This window comes from Pseudomonas sp. 51_B (assembly GCF_017491595.1).
Taxonomy (GTDB): domain Bacteria; phylum Pseudomonadota; class Gammaproteobacteria; order Pseudomonadales; family Pseudomonadaceae; genus Aquipseudomonas; species Aquipseudomonas promysalinigenes.
On sequence record NZ_JAFGYW010000002.1, the window covers coordinates 56,800 to 75,311 of the forward strand.

Genomic DNA, 18,512 nt, shown 5'->3' on the forward strand with positions numbered 1-18,512 from the left:
TCATGAGCCTGACTAAAGAGCCGGTGAAATCAATTCAGTTCAACTGGCTAAGCGCTGCAACTTAGAATGCCCAGCAATTGGAAATCATTGAACATGCAAATGAGACGGTCAGCCCATGACGCGCCCAAACTTTACCTTCTCCATAAAACGCGTCGGTTTCAACGAGCATTATCGCCCGGCTGAAACCACGCGGATCACCACCAACTTCGCCAACTTGGCCAGGGGCGAGCACCGTCAGGAAAATCTGCGCAATACGTTGACGATGATCAATAATCGATTCAATGAGCTGGCGCACTGGGATAATCCCCGTGGGGATCGCTACAGCGTTGAGCTGGATATCGTTTCAGCCGAGATCAATGTTGATGCCGAGCATTCAAGCCAAAGGCTGCCCTTGCTTGAACTGCTGCAAACCACCCTCCATGATCGGGCTACTGGCCGGCGCTTGGAGGGCATCGTCGGCAATAACTTTTCCTCGTATCTGCGTGATTACGATTTCAGTGTCGTATTGCAGGCGCACAATAAAGATCAAGCAGTCTTCACCACACCCGAGCACTTCGGGGCATTACACGGTGCCCTCTTCAAGTCATTTGTCAGTTCGTTGGCTTATCGAGAACATTTTGCCAAGCGGCCGGTGATTTGCCTGAGCGTTTCCAGCAGTAGAACTTATCATCGAACGGAAAATCAGCACCCTGTGCTGGGCGTTGAATACCGCTAGGATGAATATTCATTGACAGATGAATACTTCGGAAAAATGGGTTTGAAGGTACGTTACTTTATGCCGCCCAATAGCGTGGCGCCCTTGGCGTTCTATTTTGCCGGTGACCTGCTGAGCGACTTCAGCAACTTGGAGTTGATCGGCACCATCAGCACCATGGAGTCCTTCCAGAAGATCTACCGGCCGGAGATTTACAATGCGAATGCCGCAGCCGGTAAAACTTACCGCCCCAGCTTGCAGCACCAGGATTACTCACTGACTCGCATCGTCTACGACCGCGAGGAGCGAGCCCGGTTGGCCATCGAGCAAGGCCAGTTCGCCGAAGAGCATTTCATCAAGCCTTACCGCGTGCTGCTGGAGCAGTGGTGCGCTCAATGCATCAGCTGAGTCACCCGCCTTTAAGGAGTCCGATATGCACAGACTGTTACCCACCTCGACAGCCGGCAGTTTGCCCAAGCCTGCCTGGCTGGCGCAGCCAGAAACACTGTGGTCACCCTGGAAGCTGCACGATGAACATTTGGCCGAAGGCAAACGCGATGCGCTGTGCCTTGCCCTGCATGCGCAACAGCATGCCGGTATCGATATCGTCAGTGACGGCGAGCAGACCCGCCAACACTTTGTGACCACCTTCATCGAACACCTGAGCGGCGTGGACTTTGCCAAGCGTCAGACGGTCAGGATCCGCGATCGCTATGACGCCAGCGTGCCCACCGTGGTAGGTGCTGTCGCTCGGAAGCAGCCGGTGTTCGTCGAAGATGCCAAGTTCTTGAGGCGGTTGACCGCCCAGCCGATCAAATGGGCACTGCCGGGCCCGATGACCATGATCGATACCCTCTACGACAGCCATTACCAGAGCCGCGAGCAACTGGCCTGGGAATTCGCCGGTATCCTCAATCAGGAAGCCCGAGAGTTGGAGGCCGCAGGGGTGGACATCATTCAGTTCGACGAGCCGGCATTCAATGTGTTTTTCGATGAGGTCAACGACTGGGGTGTGGCCGCCCTTGAAAGGGCGGTTGAAGGCCTGAAATGCGAAACGGCCGTGCATATCTGCTATGGCTATGGCATCAAGGCCAACACCGACTGGAAAAAGACCTTGGGTGACCAATGGCGCCAATATGAGCAAGCCTTCCCCAAACTGCGCGAGTCCAGCCTGGACATCATTTCACTGGAGTGCCACAACTCCCATGTGCCGATGGAGCTGCTCGAACTTATCCGCGGCAAAAAGGTGATGGTCGGTGCCATCGACGTGGCCAACCACGCAATCGAAACACCAGAAGAGGTCGCCAATACCCTGCGCAAGGCGCTGCAGTTCGTAGACGCCGATAAACTTTACCCGTGTACCAACTGCGGCATGGCCCCGCTGCCGCGCCAAGTGGCCAGCGGCAAGCTGCATGCGCTGAGCGCAGGCGCTGCGATAGTGCGAAGCGAACTCACGTAAAGTCGAACAAGCGCTGCCGTCAACACGGTGCGCCACCCCGGCGTGCTGGCGGGGCATCATCCTCGATGGGTTGCTGGCAGCGCTATCGCAGTTGGCCTCAGCTGTAGGGAGGGGCAGGCAACTCTGCCAGCAACCGTTTCAGGCCATCGCTCCATTGCCGGCGAATCTGCACGTAGTAGGCGTCGTCGCTGGTGATACGCTGACGGGCGGGGGCTTCGAGGCTGTCCTTGTGGTACACCAACATGTCCAATGGCATACCCACCGACAAATTGCTGCGGATGGTCGAGTCGAACGAGATCAGCCCGCAGCGCAGCGCTTCGTCAAGCGGCGTCTGGTAGGTGAGGTTACGGTCCAGAATGGGCCGCCCGTATTTGCTTTCGCCCAGTTGCAGGAACGGGGTGTCGGTCGTTGCCTGGAAGAAATTGCCCTGGGCGTAGACGTTGTAGATCGCCATTGGGCTGCCGGCAATTTGCCCGCCGACGATGAATGAACTGGTCAGGTCGATGCCGGCCGTCAGCTTGCAGCGGTCGCGGCTGACGACCTCGCGCAGGGTGTCGGCCACCAGCACCGTGGCGTCATACAGGGTGTCGACGTTCAGCAGGTGGGGGCCAGGCCCCTGGGTTCGTTGACGCAGCAGGTTCACCACCGACTGCGAGGTCGCCAGATTGCCTGCCGTTTGCAGGACGATCAGACGCTCGCCGGGCAGGCTGAAAACGAACAATTTGGCGAAGGTCGAGATCTGGTCGATCCCCGCATTGGTGCGCGAGTCGCTGATGAAAACGAGCCCGTCCGCCAGGTGCATGGCAACGCAGTATGTCATGGGCAGTTCCTTGGAAATCGTTGTGAGCGCAGGCTGCGCCAGTTACTGGCGGTGCACATGGACGCTGGCTTGCATCGATTCGACACCGCCACCCCGGCGCACGCCCCTGACCGGGCAGGCATCGAGGTAATCCAGGCCTACCGCCAGCTTCAAGTGGCGTTCAGGCCGGGTGAGGCGGTTGGTGATGTCGAAGCTGTACCAGGCGCCGTTGACCCAGGCTTCGGCCCAGGCATGGCTGGCCAGGTGTTGTTCATCCTCGGTGCACAGGTAGCCGGAGACATAGCGCGCCGGGATGCCCAGGCTGCGTGCGCAAGCGAGGAAGGCGTGGGTGTGGTCCTGGCAAACCCCGGCAGCGCCCTTGAATGCTTCGATGGCTGTGGTCCCTACCGAGGTAGCGCCAGGGGAATACGGCATGTGCTCGGCCAGGCCCTGCATTAGCGCAGTCAGCGCGGCTCGGTCGCGGTGTTCACCGCAGTGGCGGCTGGCGAAGGCCTTGAGGGTGTCGTCGGCTTCGGTTAGATGGCTGCCGCGCAGGAACGGCAGGGGTGAATGTTCACCGGCCTCGTGCTCGCACGCCGGGTCGATTTCTACCTGGCCGCTGGCGGTCAGGGCCAGGTGGCCGTGGGGCTTGTCCAAGGTCAACACATGGAGGATGTTGCCATAAGGATCGACCTGAGCCCGCACTTTGCAGGGCAGGTCCAGTTGCCATTGATCAATACGCTGGCGGCCACTGCTGCGAGGCGTCAGGCGCAGGAACTGGATGCTGTTACACACATCGCTTGCGTAGCTGTAGGTGGTGTCATGGCGAATGGACAGTTTCATACAACCTCCAGATAGGAGCGATGGACCGCCTGGCCCAGTTGGTTGATGCGCCCGAGGAAGTCGGTCAGCCACGGGTGCAGCCCGGCCTCGAGGACTTCGTCGATAGCGGTGTAACGCAGGCGCGCGTTGAGCTCGGCAGCCATGCGTTGTGCCGCGCGCCCGGTACTGCCGGGCAGGCTGCCAAGGATCTGATCCAGCTCATCGATGCAGGCATGCAGGGAACGGGGTACGTCCACCCGCAGCAGCAGCAGCTCAGACACTGGCCGGGCGCTGGGGGCTGCGCGGTAGAGCTCGTTGAAGGCTTCATAGGAGGTCAGCGCGCGGAGCAGTGCACTCCACTGGTAGTAGCCACGGGCCGAATCATCACTGACCTCTTCGGAGGCTTCGCCGAACATTTCATAGCGAGCATCGAGCAGGCGCAGCGTGTTGTCGGCTCGCTCAAGGAAGGTGCCCAGGCGGATGAAGCTATAGGCATCGTTGCGCATGATGGTGCCCGAGGTCGCTCCACGGAACAGGTGCGAGCGTTCCTTGACCCAGTCGCAGAACTGGCTGATGCCGTAGCGGCCCAGGCCATTGCTGGCGATCTTGCGCATTTCGATCCAGGTGGCGTTGATGTTCTCCCACATGTCGGCGGTGATACGCCCGCGCACAGCGTGGGCGTTGGTTCGGGCCGCCTGCAGGCAGCAATAGATGCTGCTGGGGTTGGTCGCATCCAGGGCGAAGAAGTGCAGCATCCGTTCGGTATCGAGCTCGGCGTGCCTGCGGCGGTAGTCATCCAGCGTGCCGGAGGCCAGCAGCGACATGGCCAGCTCCGCATGGCCGTCACTGCGCCCGGCCTGGGGCATCAGCGACAGCGAATAGCTGACCTCCAGCATACGCGCGAGGTTTTCCGCGCGCTCCAGGTAGCGCGACATCCAGTAGAGGTCGGAAGCGGTTCTTGAAAGCATGGTTCAGTCCTCCACCACCCAGGTGTCCTTGGTGCCGCCGCCCTGCGACGAGTTGACCACCAGCGAGCCTTCCTGCAGGGCCACGCGGGTAAGGCCACCGGGCACCAAGCGGGTTTCGCTGCCCGACAGCACGAACGGGCGCAGGTCGATATGGCGCGGTGCGATGCCGCTGTCGACGAAGGTCGGGCAGGTGGACAGGCACAGCGTGGGCTGGGCGATGTAGGCATGCGGGCGAGCTTTGATGCGGGCACGGAAGTCCTCGATCTGCGCCTTGGTCGAAGCTGGCCCGACCAACATGCCGTAGCCGCCGGAGCCTTGGGTTTCCTTGACCACCAACTCCGGCAGGTGCGCAAGTACATGGGACAGGTCGGCAGGGCGCCGGCACTGCCAGGTCGGCACGTTGTTGAGGATCGGTTCCTCGCTCAGATAGAAGCGGATCATCTCATCGACATAGGGGTAGATCGACTTGTCATCAGCCACCCCGGTGCCCACCGCATTGGCCAGCACCACGTTGCCGGCGCGGTACACCGAGATCAGCCCTGGCACCCCGAGCATCGAGTCGGGGTTGAACGACAGTGGGTCCAGGTAACCGTCGTCCAGCCGTCGATAGATCACATCCACCTGCTGAGGGCCTGCGGTAGTGCGCATGTAGACATGCTCATCACGGATGAACAGGTCAGCACCCTCCACCAGTTCAATGCCCATTTCCCGTGCCAGGAAGGCGTGCTCGAAGTAGGCGCTGTTGAAGCGTCCTGGGGTCAGCAGCACGGCGGTTGGGTTATCCAGAGGGCTGGCGCTTTTGAGTGTATCGAGCAGCAGGTTGGGGTAGTGATCGATGGGGGCGATACGTTGAGCGGCGAATAACTCGGGGAACAAACGCATCATCATCTTGCGGTCTTCGAGCATGTAGCTGACGCCGCTGGGCGTGCGCAGGTTGTCTTCCAGCACGAAGTAGCTGCCATCGCCATCGCGCACCAGATCGACGCCGGCGATATGGGCATACAGCCCGCGGTGCAGGTCCAGGCCCTGCATAGCGATCTGATAGCCCTCATTGGCCAGCACTTGCTCAGGCGCAATGATGCCTTCCTTGAGGATGCGCTGGTCGTGGTAGATGTCTTGCAGGAACAGGTTCAGCGCCTGCACCCGCTGGATGCAGCCACGTTCGACCGTGCGCCACTCGCTGGCGCGGATGCTGCGGGGGATGATATCGAAGGGAATCAGGCGTTCGGTGTCTTCCTTGTCGCCATAGAGGGTGAAGGTGATGCCGGCGCGGTGAAACAGCAGGTCGGCTTCGCGTCGACGTTGCTCCAGTAGCTCCAGCGGGGTGTTGGCCAACCAGCGAGCGAACTCCTGATAATGCGGGCGGCAATTGCCGTTGGGTTCATACATCTCATTGAAAAAGGCCCGGGACATAGCCACTCCTTGCAACCATTGCTGGCAGTGCGTTGTGCATGCAAGGCTTCATTGCAATGAAAGTGCCCAAACCCCGGCGCAGCCCTCCAGGCGCGGATGCCGAGGATAACTTGCTGAAATTTATGCTTTTTATCCTCCGGCCGCCCCTGGGGTGCAGCCAGTGACCTGCATCAAAAGGGTGCATGGGGCAGGTGGCTCTAGGTTATGAACCAAGTTGGTGCCCGTGGCGCGCCCCACCCCTGCCACCGGAGCTGCCTTCAAGCGCGCGGGTTAGCCGGCAGGCAGCAGAATGACAAAGTTCTTTTTCATGTTTTCCACCACTGTCCATTTACCTTTGGCGCCTGGCTCGATGATGAACGTGTCGCCAGCGCTCAACCTGACTGTCGAGCAACCCTCAAGTTCGATGATGCAGCAGCCACTTAGCACATGGCAGAACTCCCAAACCTTGTAGTCAATGCGCCATGCCCCGACGCTGGCTTCCCATTCGCCGCTGATACGGCCTTGCTGCTCGTCGTGATAGTGCTTGGTAGTCAGCGTGTGCGGGTCACCTTCCACAACGGCTTCGAAGAATGGCAGGTCGCGCAGCGGTTCAACATCCAGTTCGCGGAATACAGTCAGTTGCTTGTTCATGGTCATTTCCCGAGCACATTTTCAGTGGGGCGATACATCAAGTAGGCGTCACCGGTGACTCGCAGCATCGGATGGGCCACGATCTGGCAGGTTTTCACGATTCTAAAGCCGTGGCGTTCATAGAAGCGGCGGGCGCCGTGATTGGCTTGGTAATCGATCAGGCACAGGCCATCGAGGCCCGCATTGTCAGCGCGCTGCTGGGCGTGGCGCAGAAACTCAAGCCCCAGCCCCCGGTTTCGCCACCCCTCATCCAGTGCCAGGCTGGAGATGTACAACGTGTTGGGGACCTCCATGTCGGCATAGGGGGCAAGCACAGGGTCGGTTTCGCTCGGCCTGCCAGCCGTGGCGTACAACGGGTAGCTGTGCATCATGCCGACCACGCGCTCCTCGTCGGTGGCCATCAGGCAATTTTTGAAGGAGAAGTCACCATGGTCTCTGGCATAGCGAGCGGTACCGACACTGAGCAATGATTCTCCAGGGGCTGCGAGCGTGCTCCAGATGTAATCGGCCATGCCCTCGGATGTGAGTTGGAAAAAACGCGCAATGTCTTGCGCGTCCGAGGCCTGGGCAGGCCTGAAGCCTATCGGCATTGTTCACGACTCCACGGGGTTAGAAAGTTGATGACCAGCCGCTGGGCGTTGGCTAGGGCAAGGGTAGGCGTTTGGATTGCTACAGGCGGTGCTGGAGGCGACATCCCTAGCTTGGGATGCGACCTTGGCTTGGGTCGATAACTGAAAAAAACTATACGTTATTCGAGCAAAACCTATACATGGTGCTATATTTGTACAAGATTTGAACGTGACCGAGGTCAGCATGGCCCGCCCTATTCGTTGGAACTGCCTGTTGTTGCTGCTTGCTGCATTTTCTGCGGTGGGCGACTGGCGCTCGGACTTGCCTGGCGCGCAGCGGATTGGCTCTGGGGAGTTCACCTGGTTTGGCTTGAGCCTTTATACAGCCCAACTGTGGGCTGCAGGCCCTGTCCATGACTGGAATCAGCCATTTGCGCTCGACCTGCTTTACCACCGAGCGCTCTCGAAAGACACCTTGGTCAAAGCCAGCCTCCAAGAGATGCGCCGTTTGAGCGCTGGCACCCTGACTGCCCAGCAAAGCGATGATTGGGGCAAGGCCCTAGGGCAAGCATTCGCTGACGTAGAACCTGGTATGCGCATTACCGGGGTCTATATCCCAGAGGTCGGTTGTCGGTTTTACATCAATGGCCAACTAAGCCGCGAGATTGCGGACCCGTATTTCGCCAGAGCTTTCTTTGCAATATGGCTGGCACCCGGCGCCAGGGACACACAACTGCGTCAGCGCCTACTTGGGCTGGCAGGCAACGAGCGAGGAACGTGAATATGTCTAGAGCGATGCTACTTGTCTGCTGCCTGCTGCTAGGCAGTTGCGGCAATGTGGGGGTAGAGCGTTATGCCCAGGAGCAACCAAAATTTGACTTGGCTGCGTTCTTCTCGCGGCCCGTACAGGCCTGGGGCATGTTCCAGAAGCGATCAGGCGAAGTGGTCAAGCGCTTTCACGTGCGCATCGATAGCCGTCGCGAGGGCGAGCGGCTGATCCTGGACGAACGTTTCGTGTACAGCGACGGCACCCGCCAACAGCGCGTCTGGACATTGGTGCCCGAAGGTCCAAACCGCTGGCGGGGCACGGCTGGCGATGTGATTGGCCAGGCGCAGGGCGAAGTGGCGGGTAATGCACTGCGTTGGCGATACACGCTGGACCTGCCGGTTGACGGGCGGCACTGGCAGGTTGATCTGGACGATTGGATGTATTTGATGGATGAGGACACCCTGATCAACCGGTCGAGCATGACCAAGCTCGGTGTCGAGATCGGCCAGATCACTCTCTCCTTCCGCCGCATGCCCGAGGCTACTCCATGAACTTGACCACACTGATCCAAATGGTAACCAGCGGTGAAGCGAAAGAGCTGGAACTGCTGTCGCTCGAAGGTGGGTTCTATATTCTCAGAGCTTTGACCACAGAAGGCCCAGTGACTTTGGCCGATGAGGATGACCAGCCTATTCGTTTGCGCTCCACGACCGAGTTGCGTCAGTTGCTCGCCGACGTTCCACCGGTGCCCTGCATGCTGGTACAACATGCGGTCCACGATGAAATGTGCGGGCAGCGCGACGGCCCCATTGCGCCGCTTCGCATACCTTTTTCGCTCGACAGCCAGTGGTAGCCCAAGCGGTGCGCCTGGGCCTTGTGTTGGGTGATCAGCTGTCTTTCGACCTGGCAAGTCTGCAGGCGCTCGACCCGGCCACCGACGCCATACTGATGGCGGAGGTGCAGGGGGAGGCCCGCTATGTGCCCCATCATCCCCTGAAGATTGTGCTCATATTCAGCGCCATGCGCCACTTTGCCCAGGCACTGCGCGAACGCGGGTGGCAGGTGCACTATGTCGAGCTCGATGCCGCCGACAACAGCGGCAGCATCGTTGGCGAGCTGCAGCGTTGGCGCAAAGCGCTGGGGGCGACTGATATTCATCTCACCGAGTGCGGCGAGTGGCGCTTGGAGCAGGCGCTACGAGATGCCGGTTTGCCGTTGGTGTGGCACCGCGATACGCGCTTCATGTGCTCCAGGGAAGCTTTTGCGCGCTGGGCCAGCGAGCGTCGCCAGCTGCGTATGGAGCACTTCTACCGCGGTATGCGCAAGCGTACCGGCCTGTTGATGGAATTGGACGGCAGCCCGGCAGGCGGTGCCTGGAACTTCGACAGCCAGAACCGCAAGCGCCTGCCCGGCCATTTGCATGGGCCGTTTCCTGCGCATTTCCCGCAGGATGAGATCACCGTAGCAGTCGTCAGCTTGGTGCGGTTGCATTTCAGCGACCACTACGGAGCCGTCGAAGGCTTCGACTACCCCGTTACCCACGCCCAAGCTCAGCAACTCTGGGAACACTTTCTGCAATTCGGTCTGGCGGCGTTTGGTGACTACCAGGATGCCATGGCTGAAGGTGACCCCTATCTGTTCCATGCACGCATCAGCGCAGCGCTCAACCTGGGCCTGCTCGATGTGCGCAGCCTGTGCGAGGACGTCGACCGGGCATGGCGCGAGCGGCGCGTACCGCTTAACGCAGCTGAAGGGTTCATCCGTCAGCTGATTGGTTGGCGCGAGTATGTGCATGGCGTTTACTGGCTGCGTATGCCTGAGTACGCCGAACTCAACTACCTGGGTAACGACCGCGCTTTGCCGGAGTTCTACTGGACCGGGCAGACCCGCATGCGCTGCATGGCACAAGCGATTGGGCAGACCCTGCGGTTGGCCTACGCCCACCATATTCAGCGCTTGATGGTTACCGGTAACTTCGCCTTGCTGGCCGGGATCGTGCCGAGTGCGATCTGTGAATGGTACCTGGCCGTCTACATGGACGCCTTCGACTGGGTCGAGCTACCCAACACGCTGGGCATGGTGTTGCATGCCGATGGTGGTTACCTGGGCTCAAAGCCCTACTGCGCAAGCGGGCGATATATTCAACGCATGTCTGACCATTGCCAGCAATGCAGCTACCGGGTCGATCATGTGGCCGAGGAGGATGCCTGCCCCTTCAATGCCCTGTACTGGCATTTTCTCATTCGCCATCGGCCGGTGCTGTCGGCCAACCCTAGGTTGGCGCTGGTTTATCGCAGCCTCGATGGCATGTCTACCAGCCGGCGTGATGCCGTGTGGCAGCGTGGGCAGTCACTGTTGGCCCAACTGGATGCGGGGCAGGCGATATGAAAAAGAGCTTGTTGCCGAGCAAAGTCTGTGTGGTCTGTGGCCGGCCGTTCAACTGGCGCAAGCGCTGGGCACGCTGTTGGGAGCAAGTGCGCTACTGCTCGGAGCGATGCCGCCGCTCAGCGCCACGTTGCAAGGCGCAGGAGCAGGGGTAGGGCTGCGGCCCAGATCGGCGCCAGCAAGAGCCAAGTGGTGATCTCGCCCAAGGGCAGTTCAACCCCGGCTAGCCTGGCGCCAGCCACGTATGCCGGGGGCGCACCTGCGGCGCCCAGCAGGGCTGCTATCCCCCATTTACGGCTCAGCCATGCCAGGCTATGACGCATGCCGCTGGCCAGCACCAGCCACATCAGCGCAAGCCATAGCGGTAGTGGGACAGTATCGAACGCGAATACGCCAGCCGCCCCCAGTACGCTATCGAGTAAACACCCCGCCAAGGTCACACGCAGCATGGCCTTGATTTCGCCCTGAGTGTCCGGGGTCAGGCACAGATGCAATGCCAAGCCCGGGATCAGCAGCAGCAACAGGCAGGGGCGTTGTGCGCCCAGTACGCACAGCCACCAGCCAGCCTGTAGCCACAGGGCGTTGGCAAGCACTCTGCCAGTGTGTGTCATGCGCTTGCCGGCAGGGGCGCGCGACGTGCCAGGGGCGGGGCAAAGAGCAGGTGAGCAACGCCGATGGCGCGCTCCTCGAAGCCGCCCTGGCAGTAGCACAGGTAGAACTCCCACAGGCGCTGGAAGGTGTCGTCGTAGCCAAGCTCTGCCAGCGCTGGGCGCGCCTGGCGCAAGTTGTCCCGCCAGTGCTGGAGGGTCAGCGCATAGTCTGGGCCGAAGTCCTCCATGTGCAGCAGGTTCAGCGCCGTGTGCCGGCTGGCGGTATCGAGCATCACGCTCAGCGAAGGCAAAGCGCCGCCTGGGAAGATGTAACGCTGGATGAAGTCGACCGAGCGGCGGGCTTGGGCGTAGCGTTGATCGCGAATGGTGATCGCCTGCAGCAGCATCAGGCCATCAGGCTTGAGCAGCGAGGCGCACTGGCGAAAATACACCGGCAAGTAGCGATGACCGACGGCCTCGATCATTTCGATCGAAACCAGCTTGTCGAAGCGACCTTGCAGGTCGCGGTAGTCTTCGCGCAACACACTGATGCGCTGCTCCAGGCCCAAGGCCTGAACCCGCGCCACGGTATGGCTGTACTGGGCCTCGGAAAGCGTCGTGGTGGTGACCCGGCAGCCGTAATGCGTGGCCGCATGGATGGCCAGGCTGCCCCAGCCAGTGCCGATCTCAAGCAGGTGATCATCTGGGCAGAGCTCGAGTTTCTGGCAGATCCGCTCGAGTTTATGCAACTGAGCCTGCTCCAGTTCCTGCTCCGGGTACTCGAATTGGGCTGCCGAGTACATCATGGTAGGGTCCAGCAGCCGTTCGAAAAGGGCATTGCCCAGGTCGTAGTGGGCCAGAATGTTGCGCCGCGCCCCGCGGCGGCTGTTACGGTTTAGCCTGTGCAGCATCCGCAGGGCCGGGCGCGCCAGGCGGGCCAGGCCGCCCTCGAGCGCATCCAACACCTCTAGGTTGGCGACGAACAGGCGCGTCACCCGTGCCAGGTCAGGGCTGCGCCAATAGCCGTGAATGTAGGCTTCCCCAGCACCGATCGAACCATTGCCGGCGACCAGGCTCCAGGTGGCGTCATCGAGGATCTCCACCTCTGCCTGCAACGGGCTGGCAGGATCACCGAAACTCCATTGCTGGCCATGGCTAAGCAGGCGTAGGTGGCCATGGCGCAACTTGCCCAGTTGGGCAAGTACGGCACTGCGTGCCAGCCCGCCAAGCAAGGGGCCAAGGCCTACGAACTTGCTAACACTCAGGGTGGGATTTGGCATTTTCGGGGTCCTCGAACGGTTGGCCTAGGGCCAGGTCGCCCTGGCTGAGGGTGTGGTCATGTACAGGGGTACGTTTGAGCAACAGGCGCAGCGCTTGCCAGTAGATGGCCGAAACAGTGCGCAAGCTCATCCATGGGAACGTCATCACGTAGCGGCGCAGCGAACGCCTGTTCAGGGGATGGCGATGCAGAGCAAGATCGGCTGCAAAGACTTGCAGGCCGTCTTGCCAATTTTGCATGTGGATACGAATGTGGTCCGCGCTCAGTGAGAAGCGCAGGTGATAGTCCATGTTCAAGCCCATGAACGGCGATACGTGGAATGCCTTGGCCACGCTGAACGGCCTGGTGAGGTTGCCCTGCACCGGTAGCACGTAGTGAAAGCGTTCGCGCCAGGGCGTGTTGCGTACTTCCATCAGGATGGCCGCCAGTACGCCTTCGTGGTCATGGCAGAAGTAGAAACTCACAGGGTTGAACGACAACCCCCAGCACCGCAGCTGCGTCAGCAGCCGCACCGGCCCAAGGGGTCTCTGGCCGGTGGCCTGCTCGACCAGTGAGCGAGCGGCATCGGCCAGTGATTCACCGCGCCGGGTGCTGCCCGGCAGATAGTCGGTTTCGCGCCAGCACAGCGGTGCGAAGCGCCAGTGCCCCAGCCAGCGTGAAAGGCTTTTGAGCCAGGCTTGCTCGTCCAGGTCCAGGTAGAACATGCCGATGCGATAAGCAAAAGCATGAGCCCGAGGCGTCAGGCGACGGTGGCTGACCCAGCCATGGCACAGGCTGCTGTTCACAGTCGCACGTCGAAGTGGGCGGCCACCTTCAAGGCGCTGACCACTCCGTCCTCATGAAAGCCGTTACCCCAGTAAGCGCCACAGAAGTAGCTGTGCTGCTGGCCCTGCAAAAGCTCGTGCTGCGCCTGAGCAGCCGACGCTGCGAGGCTGTATTGAGGGTGAGCGTATTGAAACCTGGCGATCACCTGCATCGGGTCGATCAGCGCGGTCTGGTTGAGGCTTACGCAAAACGTGGCGGGTGCCTCCAGGCCCTGCAGAATGTTCATGTTGTAGGTCAGCGCCGCTGGCGCCTGGGCTGGGCCGCCGAGGCGGTAGTTCCAACTGGCCCAGGCACGCCTGCGACGGGGTAACAGCCTGGTATCGGTGTGCAGCACCACATCATTGCTGGCATAGCCAATGGCTCCAAGCACGGCGCGCTCCTCTGGGCTTGGCTTGTTCAACAAGCTCAGGGCCTGATCACTGTGGCAGGCAAAAACGACATTATCGAAACGCTCGGTTCCTGCGGCGCTCACCAGAGTAACCCCCCCTTCATCGCGCTCTACGTTGTGAACCTTGCAGTTGAGCCTGAGGGTGTCGGCGAAGGGTTGGCACAGCGGCTCGATATAGCTGCTTGAGCCACCGGTGATGACGCGCCATTGGGGGCGTTGATTGACGGACAGCAAGCCATGATTGCGGCAGAAGCGCACGAAGAATGCCAAGGGAAACTGCAACATGTCGGCGCGCGACATCGACCAGATCGCCGAGCCCATTGGCACGATGTAGTGGTCGATGAAACGTTGCCCGTAGTGCTCGGCCTGCAGGTAGCTGCCCAGCGTGGTGTTGCTGTCGATGCGACCGCTGTCCAGGTCGGCCAATGCCTGGCGGTTGAAGCGCAGAATGTCCCTGATCATGCCCCAGAAACCAGGAGACACCAAGTTGCGCCGTTGCGCGAACAGCGTGTTCAGGTCGTGGCCGTTGTACTCAAGGCCCGTGGCCGGGTCGTGCACGGAAAAACTCATTTCGGTGGGCTGCGAAGCCACCCCCAGTTGGTCCAGCAAACGGATGAAATTGGGGTAGGTCCAGTCGTTGAATACGATGAACCCTGTATCTATCGCATAACGCTGGCCGTGGTAGGTCACATCCAACGTGTGTGTGTGGCCACCGACCCACTGCTCGGCCTCGAAGACGGTGACCTCATGTTTGCGCGACAGTAGGTGGGCGCAGGTCAGGCCGGAAATGCCGCTGCCGATGATTGCTATGCGCATGGATCATCATTCCTGTTCATGACGGGCCAGGCGTTGGCCCAGTGCCAGACGCAGACGTACGGGTAACGCTCCAAGTAGGCGCAATACCCAGGTGAAAACTACCGGGAAGTTGATTTCCAGCGGCTGGCCGGGCATGCGCTTGGCGATATATTGCGCGGCGCGCTGGGCCGTCCACAGTTGCGGCATGGGGAAATCGTTGCGGCGGGTCAGGGGGGTGTCGACGAAGCCTGGGCTGACCAAGGTGACCGCGATGCCCTCACGCGCCAGGTCGATCCGCTGCGACTCCACCAAGTAGCGCACCGCAGCCTTGGATGCACCGTACGCGCCTGCGCGGGGCAGGGCCAACCAGGTCACAGAGCTGCCCATCACGACCAAATGGGGCCGCTTGCCGACACGAAGCAAGGGCAGGGCTGCTGCCAGGCAATAGCTGACGCCCATCAAATTGGTTCGCATGACGCGTTCGACCAACGCTGGATCGAAATGGCCAGGCTCAAGGTATTCGCACGTGCCGGCGTTAAGAATGACGCAGTCCAGCCCGCCCCAGCTGCGCTCGATCAGCGCTGCGGCCTCGGGAGCATGTTGGGGATCGTCCACTTCGCCGATGGCTAGCAGAACTTGCCCTGGGAAGCGCTCAGCCAGCGGCGCGAGGCGTTGTGCATGGCGCCCGCCCAATGCAACCTGATGGCCTTGTTCAAGAAGAATGCGTGCCAGCTCGGCGCCTATACCGCTGCTCGCACCGGTCAACCAGCAGCGGCTCATGCCAACCTGCCTTTGAGCCAGCGGATGGCGCTGCCCATGAGCGGAATATGTTCGTATAGCAGGGCGCCCGCGTCGAAATAGTCCTGATGGGCATGCACACGGTCGCGCCACTGCAAGAAGCTGCAGCCCTGCAGGGTGATCGGCCGGCCATGGGCCAGGCGCGGATGTCTAAAATGCAGGGTCCAACGCAGATAGCCTTGTCCCGGGCCGACTTCATCGGCACCGGTGAATTCATAGCTAATATCGCTGGCATTGGCGTACAGCTGCTGAAAGTAGGCGCGTAGGGCAGGGAGCCCCTGTATGTGGTGCAGCGGGTCGCGAAAGGTGATGTCCTCGCTATACAGCTCGCTCAGCGCATCAAGGTTGTCGCCCTGAAGGCGGGCGAAGCGCTTGGCGAAGTCCTGTAGATACACTGACATGCTTGGCTCCTGGCAATCCTGTACAAAAAGGATTTGTTGTACAGGTATAGCCGAAGCAGGCGAAATAATCTATACATAGCTGCCGTCTTGTATAGATTTACTTCACCGCTGCGTCAAAGCCAGTTGCTCACGCAGCTGGGCCACTTCTGCTTCAAGTTCGCGAACCTTCTCCTCGGCGCTAACCTGTGCGGTGACATCGCGTTGAATGCCGATGTAGTAGGTTAGCTGGTCCGCTTCATTGCGCACGGGTGTCACGGAAAGTTCGTTCCAGAACAGGCTGCCGTCTTTACGGTAATTGCGCAGGACCTGGCGGCTAGGGCGGCCTTCGCGGATCGCGTCGCGGATGATCCCAACACCCGCCTGGGCGTGATACTCACCCTGCAGAAAGCGACAGTCCTGATAAAGAATATCTTCCGAGCTGTAGCCGGTCAGTCGCTCGAACGCAGGGTTCACGTAAATGAGTATGCTGTCGTTGCCCTCCTGCTCGGCGACGACGATGCCGTCGTTGGAGTGTTCGACCATCAGTTGCAGGAGTTTTGCGTTGATCATTAGGCCCACCTACAGGCAATTCGTATGTGTTCGGTGCGCTCAGGCTGGAGTGCAGCAAGCTTTGGCGCTGTTGAGTGCATGATGAAGCAAGCGGGCTCGCCGCAGAAGGTGCATATCAGTTTAGAATGCGCCATTACTCGGACAACTTTTAGTTATGACTGACTCCCCTCAACCCGATTTGCTTCCCATGCGCGATGTGGTCAGCCTGACCGGCATCAACCCGGTCACCTTGCGCGCCTGGGAGCGCCGGCACGGGTTGATAAGCCCGCAACGCACAGAAGGCGGCCACCGTTTGTACACGCCAGGCGATGTGCAGCGTATCCGCGACATCCTGCGTTGGACAGCCAACGGCTTGCCGATCAGTAAGGTCGGTGACAGGCTCGCGAACCAACCCGAAGTCCACTTTCAGCAGCACTCGCCGTTCGACCAATGGCGTTGCGCCGTGCTGCGGGCCTGTGCGGCCTTCGATGGGCAAGCGCTCGAAGCGATCCATGGGCAACTGTTTACGTTGTTACCCAAGGCCTGCGTGCTGCGCGAGGTACTGATGCCGGTCTGGTACGAACTGGCGTCGGGTGCTGCGTCAGGGCAGCGTAGCCAATGGCTGTTTCTCGATTCGTTCTTGCGTGCTCGCTTACTGATGCGCTTGCAGATGAACCAGGTGCAGGCCCCGCGCGTGCTGCTGGCAGGTACGGCAGGGCAAGCCGAATTACAGCTCTTGTGTCACGGCCTGCTGCTCAGTGGCGAGCGTCAACGCATTGAGGTGCTTGGTTGCGGGCAGCCACTGGAGGAGTTGCCATTGGTCTGTGCTTCCATGCAGCCCGCGGCTCTTGTGATCGCGCTGCAGGGGCCGATCAACACGGCCTTGGCCAAAGCGCTGCGTTGCGTGCAGATGGAGGTGGACTGCCCGCTGGCGCTGCTTGCCGAGGGGGCGTTAGGCACACAATCGGCTTTGGAAGGCGTACCGATATGCCTGCTGGACGCGGCCAGTGGCGATGTCGCAGATAAGCTCAGCGCCCTTATCGCAGGTGCACTGGATATTTGATGGGAGCCTTGGTGCAGTAATGTTGCACCCCTGGCAGTTTTGAATCGTCATCGCAGCAGAAACAGTTCTGATAGACCGCTCTTCACTCCTATAAGTCTCGAGCCTGCCTGCAGCCCCGCCAGGTTCAGCGCTCGATCAAGCTGGATGCTGGCAATGGATATGATTTGGGAAACGATTCTGGCCGAGTTCGCCGATATTGGTGATGGGCGCGAAATCTTGCGGATAGTGGTACGTCTGCTGATGGCTGCCGTATTAGGCGCTGTGTTGGGTTTTGAGCGCGAGCACAAGGGTAAATCCGCGGGGGTAAGGACACATATGCTGGTAAGCCTGGGTGCGGCACTTTTCGTGCTGGCGCCGAGCATGGCTGGAGCCGATGAGCAGGCATTGAGCCGCGTGATCCAAGGTATCGTGGCCGGTATCGGGTTTCTGGGGGCGGGTACCATTCTCAAAGGAAATGGTCAGGACACCAGCCATGTCAAGGGGCTGACCACAGCCGCCGGGTTATGGATGACAGCGGCGATCGGCACCGCAGCCGGTATGGGGCGCGAGGCCACTGCACTGGTCAGTACGGTGCTGGCCCTGTTGGTACTTGGAACCATGCCATTGCTGGTGGACAAGGCCGAGGGCCAGGCTGAAGACAAACGGGAAGAAGAGCAGACCCGAAAACCCTGAGGGGTATTACGACTCCCAGGGCTTGAGCCTTGCAAGTTATTTGGCGTGAGTAGCCTGCAGCGCTTTGGCCTGCTTCAGGTGATCTTCAAGAGTTGGCAGCGTTTCGCTGGCAAATGCCTTGAGCTCTGGTTTGTCGGAGGACGACGCCTCTTTCTTGAACAGCTCCACGGCTTTCTCGTGTGCGTCGACCTGGTTGTTGACGTACGAGCGGTCGAAGGACTCCTCGCGCCATTCCAGGATCATTTTCTTGACCTTGTCGGTCAGCGCCGCCTCGTCGGGGACGCTAATGTCGAGCTTGCGCGCAATTTCGCCCAGCTGCTGATTGGCCTTGGTGTGGTCGGTGACCATTTGCTGTGCGAACTGTTTGATGTCTGCGTTCTGGCTTTTTTCCAGTGCCAGCTTGCCAGTGACCACCTCTGCGATACCCGCTTCGGTCGCGGCGTCGACGAAGTCATTGGACGATGCCGCTTGGACCTGAAGTGAAGCGAGACCCATCAGCAGGGTGACGCCGGCGATTTTCCAGAATGGCTTGTTCATCTCTGACTCCTTTGTTTTATGGGGGCGACCTCTATGTCGCAATTGGTTGAGCCGCTGCGCGTCAGAAGGTTTAGTTTTTTTCACGCAGTGGGGCTTCTGCGCACGACCCGCTGCAGCCAAGTTGCCAT

At 60.3% G+C, this 18,512-nt stretch carries 22 protein-coding genes and 1 pseudogene; 9 read left to right on the top strand and 14 right to left on the bottom strand.

Annotation, left to right across the window (positions count from 1 at the left end; genetic code table 11):
* The first annotated feature begins 115 nt into the window (after positions 1-115).
* Positions 116-1,102, top strand: a pseudogene (locus tag J5M56_RS03330) (DUF1852 domain-containing protein).
* A gap of 25 nt (positions 1,103-1,127) precedes the next feature.
* Complete coding sequence (locus tag J5M56_RS03335; protein ID WP_207869708.1) at positions 1,128-2,153, top strand: methionine synthase; 1,026 nt, start codon at positions 1,128-1,130, stop codon at positions 2,151-2,153.
* Between the two features lie 97 nt (positions 2,154-2,250).
* Here J5M56_RS03335 and J5M56_RS03340 read toward each other — a convergent pair whose 3' ends face one another.
* The 6 genes from J5M56_RS03340 to J5M56_RS03365 form a co-directional block, all read right to left on the bottom strand.
* The gene (locus tag J5M56_RS03340; RefSeq protein ID WP_060477068.1) at positions 2,251-2,973 is read right to left on the bottom strand and encodes a proteasome-type protease; all 723 of its coding nucleotides are present in this window, start codon (positions 2,971-2,973) and stop codon (positions 2,251-2,253) included.
* A 42-nt stretch (positions 2,974-3,015) separates the two neighbouring features.
* Complete coding sequence (locus J5M56_RS03345) at positions 3,016-3,795, bottom strand: transglutaminase family protein (protein ID WP_207869709.1); 780 nt, start codon at positions 3,793-3,795, stop codon at positions 3,016-3,018.
* Complete coding sequence (locus J5M56_RS03350) at positions 3,792-4,742, bottom strand: alpha-E domain-containing protein (RefSeq protein ID WP_060477070.1); 951 nt, start codon at positions 4,740-4,742, stop codon at positions 3,792-3,794. The genes J5M56_RS03345 and J5M56_RS03350 overlap by 4 nt, the downstream gene beginning before the upstream one ends.
* Positions 4,743-4,745: 3 nt before the next feature.
* Complete coding sequence (locus J5M56_RS03355) at positions 4,746-6,155, bottom strand: circularly permuted type 2 ATP-grasp protein (protein ID WP_060477071.1); 1,410 nt, start codon at positions 6,153-6,155, stop codon at positions 4,746-4,748.
* A gap of 270 nt (positions 6,156-6,425) precedes the next feature.
* Positions 6,426-6,785 carry a cupin domain-containing protein gene (locus J5M56_RS03360; RefSeq protein ID WP_207869711.1) on the bottom strand — a complete coding sequence of 120 codons (360 nt, stop codon included), beginning with the start codon at positions 6,783-6,785 and terminating at the stop codon, positions 6,426-6,428.
* Positions 6,786-6,787: 2 nt separating this feature from the next.
* A complete protein-coding gene (locus tag J5M56_RS03365) occupies positions 6,788-7,375 on the bottom strand; it encodes a GNAT family N-acetyltransferase (protein WP_207869713.1) in 588 nt (195 codons plus the stop codon).
* Positions 7,376-7,598: 223 nt separating this feature from the next.
* On the opposite strand from J5M56_RS03365, the gene J5M56_RS03370 reads away from it, so the two are divergent.
* Genes J5M56_RS03370 through J5M56_RS03390 form a run of 5 tightly spaced genes read left to right on the top strand, consistent with a single transcriptional unit; the run spans position 7,599 to position 10,663 of the window.
* Entirely contained in the window at positions 7,599-8,135 is a 537-nt protein-coding gene (locus tag J5M56_RS03370; protein WP_186477857.1) for a chalcone isomerase family protein, read from the top strand.
* 2 nt (positions 8,136-8,137) lie between these two features.
* Complete coding sequence (locus J5M56_RS03375; RefSeq protein WP_207869715.1) at positions 8,138-8,674, top strand: DUF3833 domain-containing protein; 537 nt, start codon at positions 8,138-8,140, stop codon at positions 8,672-8,674.
* On the top strand, positions 8,671-8,976 hold the full coding sequence (locus J5M56_RS03380) for a DUF6482 family protein (RefSeq protein ID WP_186477855.1): 306 nt from the start codon (positions 8,671-8,673) through the stop codon (positions 8,974-8,976). The genes J5M56_RS03375 and J5M56_RS03380 overlap by 4 nt, the downstream gene beginning before the upstream one ends.
* Positions 8,977-8,984: 8 nt before the next feature.
* Complete coding sequence (locus tag J5M56_RS03385) at positions 8,985-10,511, top strand: cryptochrome/photolyase family protein (RefSeq protein WP_207870139.1); 1,527 nt, start codon at positions 8,985-8,987, stop codon at positions 10,509-10,511.
* The gene (locus J5M56_RS03390) at positions 10,508-10,663 is read left to right on the top strand and encodes a DUF2256 domain-containing protein (protein WP_081016598.1); all 156 of its coding nucleotides are present in this window, start codon (positions 10,508-10,510) and stop codon (positions 10,661-10,663) included. Before J5M56_RS03385 ends, J5M56_RS03390 begins: the two co-directional genes overlap by 4 nt.
* Here the strand turns inward: J5M56_RS03390 and J5M56_RS03395 are convergent.
* The 7 genes from J5M56_RS03395 to J5M56_RS03425 all read right to left on the bottom strand — a co-directional run bounded on the left by J5M56_RS03395 (position 10,628) and on the right by J5M56_RS03425 (position 16,133).
* Positions 10,628-11,119, bottom strand: a complete 492-nt coding sequence (locus tag J5M56_RS03395) for a DUF2878 domain-containing protein (protein ID WP_207869717.1) — start codon at positions 11,117-11,119, stop codon at positions 10,628-10,630. The genes J5M56_RS03390 and J5M56_RS03395 overlap by 36 nt on opposite strands.
* The gene (locus J5M56_RS03400) at positions 11,116-12,378 is read right to left on the bottom strand and encodes a cyclopropane-fatty-acyl-phospholipid synthase family protein (protein ID WP_207869719.1); all 1,263 of its coding nucleotides are present in this window, start codon (positions 12,376-12,378) and stop codon (positions 11,116-11,118) included. Before J5M56_RS03400 ends, J5M56_RS03395 begins: the two co-directional genes overlap by 4 nt.
* Positions 12,353-13,162, bottom strand: coding sequence for a DUF1365 domain-containing protein (locus J5M56_RS03405; RefSeq protein ID WP_207869721.1), 810 nt, complete (start codon positions 13,160-13,162; stop codon positions 12,353-12,355). Before J5M56_RS03405 ends, J5M56_RS03400 begins: the two co-directional genes overlap by 26 nt.
* Positions 13,159-14,406, bottom strand: a complete 1,248-nt coding sequence (locus J5M56_RS03410; RefSeq protein ID WP_207869723.1) for an FAD-dependent oxidoreductase — start codon at positions 14,404-14,406, stop codon at positions 13,159-13,161. The genes J5M56_RS03405 and J5M56_RS03410 overlap by 4 nt, the downstream gene beginning before the upstream one ends.
* 6 nt (positions 14,407-14,412) lie before the next feature.
* Positions 14,413-15,165: an SDR family NAD(P)-dependent oxidoreductase gene (locus J5M56_RS03415; protein ID WP_207869725.1), complete on the bottom strand. Its 753-nt coding sequence runs from the start codon at positions 15,163-15,165 to the stop codon at positions 14,413-14,415.
* Positions 15,162-15,584, bottom strand: coding sequence for a nuclear transport factor 2 family protein (locus tag J5M56_RS03420; protein ID WP_207869727.1), 423 nt, complete (start codon positions 15,582-15,584; stop codon positions 15,162-15,164). The genes J5M56_RS03415 and J5M56_RS03420 overlap by 4 nt, the downstream gene beginning before the upstream one ends.
* Positions 15,585-15,686: 102 nt before the next feature.
* Entirely contained in the window at positions 15,687-16,133 is a 447-nt protein-coding gene (locus tag J5M56_RS03425; protein WP_186477848.1) for a PAS domain S-box protein, read from the bottom strand.
* 154 nt (positions 16,134-16,287) lie between these two features.
* Here J5M56_RS03425 and J5M56_RS03430 point away from each other — a divergent pair, with 154 nt between their 5' ends.
* Together J5M56_RS03430 and J5M56_RS03435 are read left to right on the top strand one after the other, a co-directional pair.
* Positions 16,288-17,175 carry a MerR family transcriptional regulator gene (locus tag J5M56_RS03430; RefSeq protein ID WP_186477847.1) on the top strand — a complete coding sequence of 296 codons (888 nt, stop codon included), beginning with the start codon at positions 16,288-16,290 and terminating at the stop codon, positions 17,173-17,175.
* Positions 17,176-17,328: 153 nt separating this feature from the next.
* Positions 17,329-17,847: an MgtC/SapB family protein gene (locus J5M56_RS03435; protein ID WP_186477846.1), complete on the top strand. Its 519-nt coding sequence runs from the start codon at positions 17,329-17,331 to the stop codon at positions 17,845-17,847.
* A 36-nt stretch (positions 17,848-17,883) separates the two neighbouring features.
* On the opposite strand, the gene J5M56_RS03440 is transcribed toward J5M56_RS03435, so the two are convergent.
* The gene (locus J5M56_RS03440; RefSeq protein ID WP_186477845.1) at positions 17,884-18,384 is read right to left on the bottom strand and encodes a DUF4142 domain-containing protein; all 501 of its coding nucleotides are present in this window, start codon (positions 18,382-18,384) and stop codon (positions 17,884-17,886) included.
* Between the last annotated feature and the right edge of the window lie 128 nt (positions 18,385-18,512).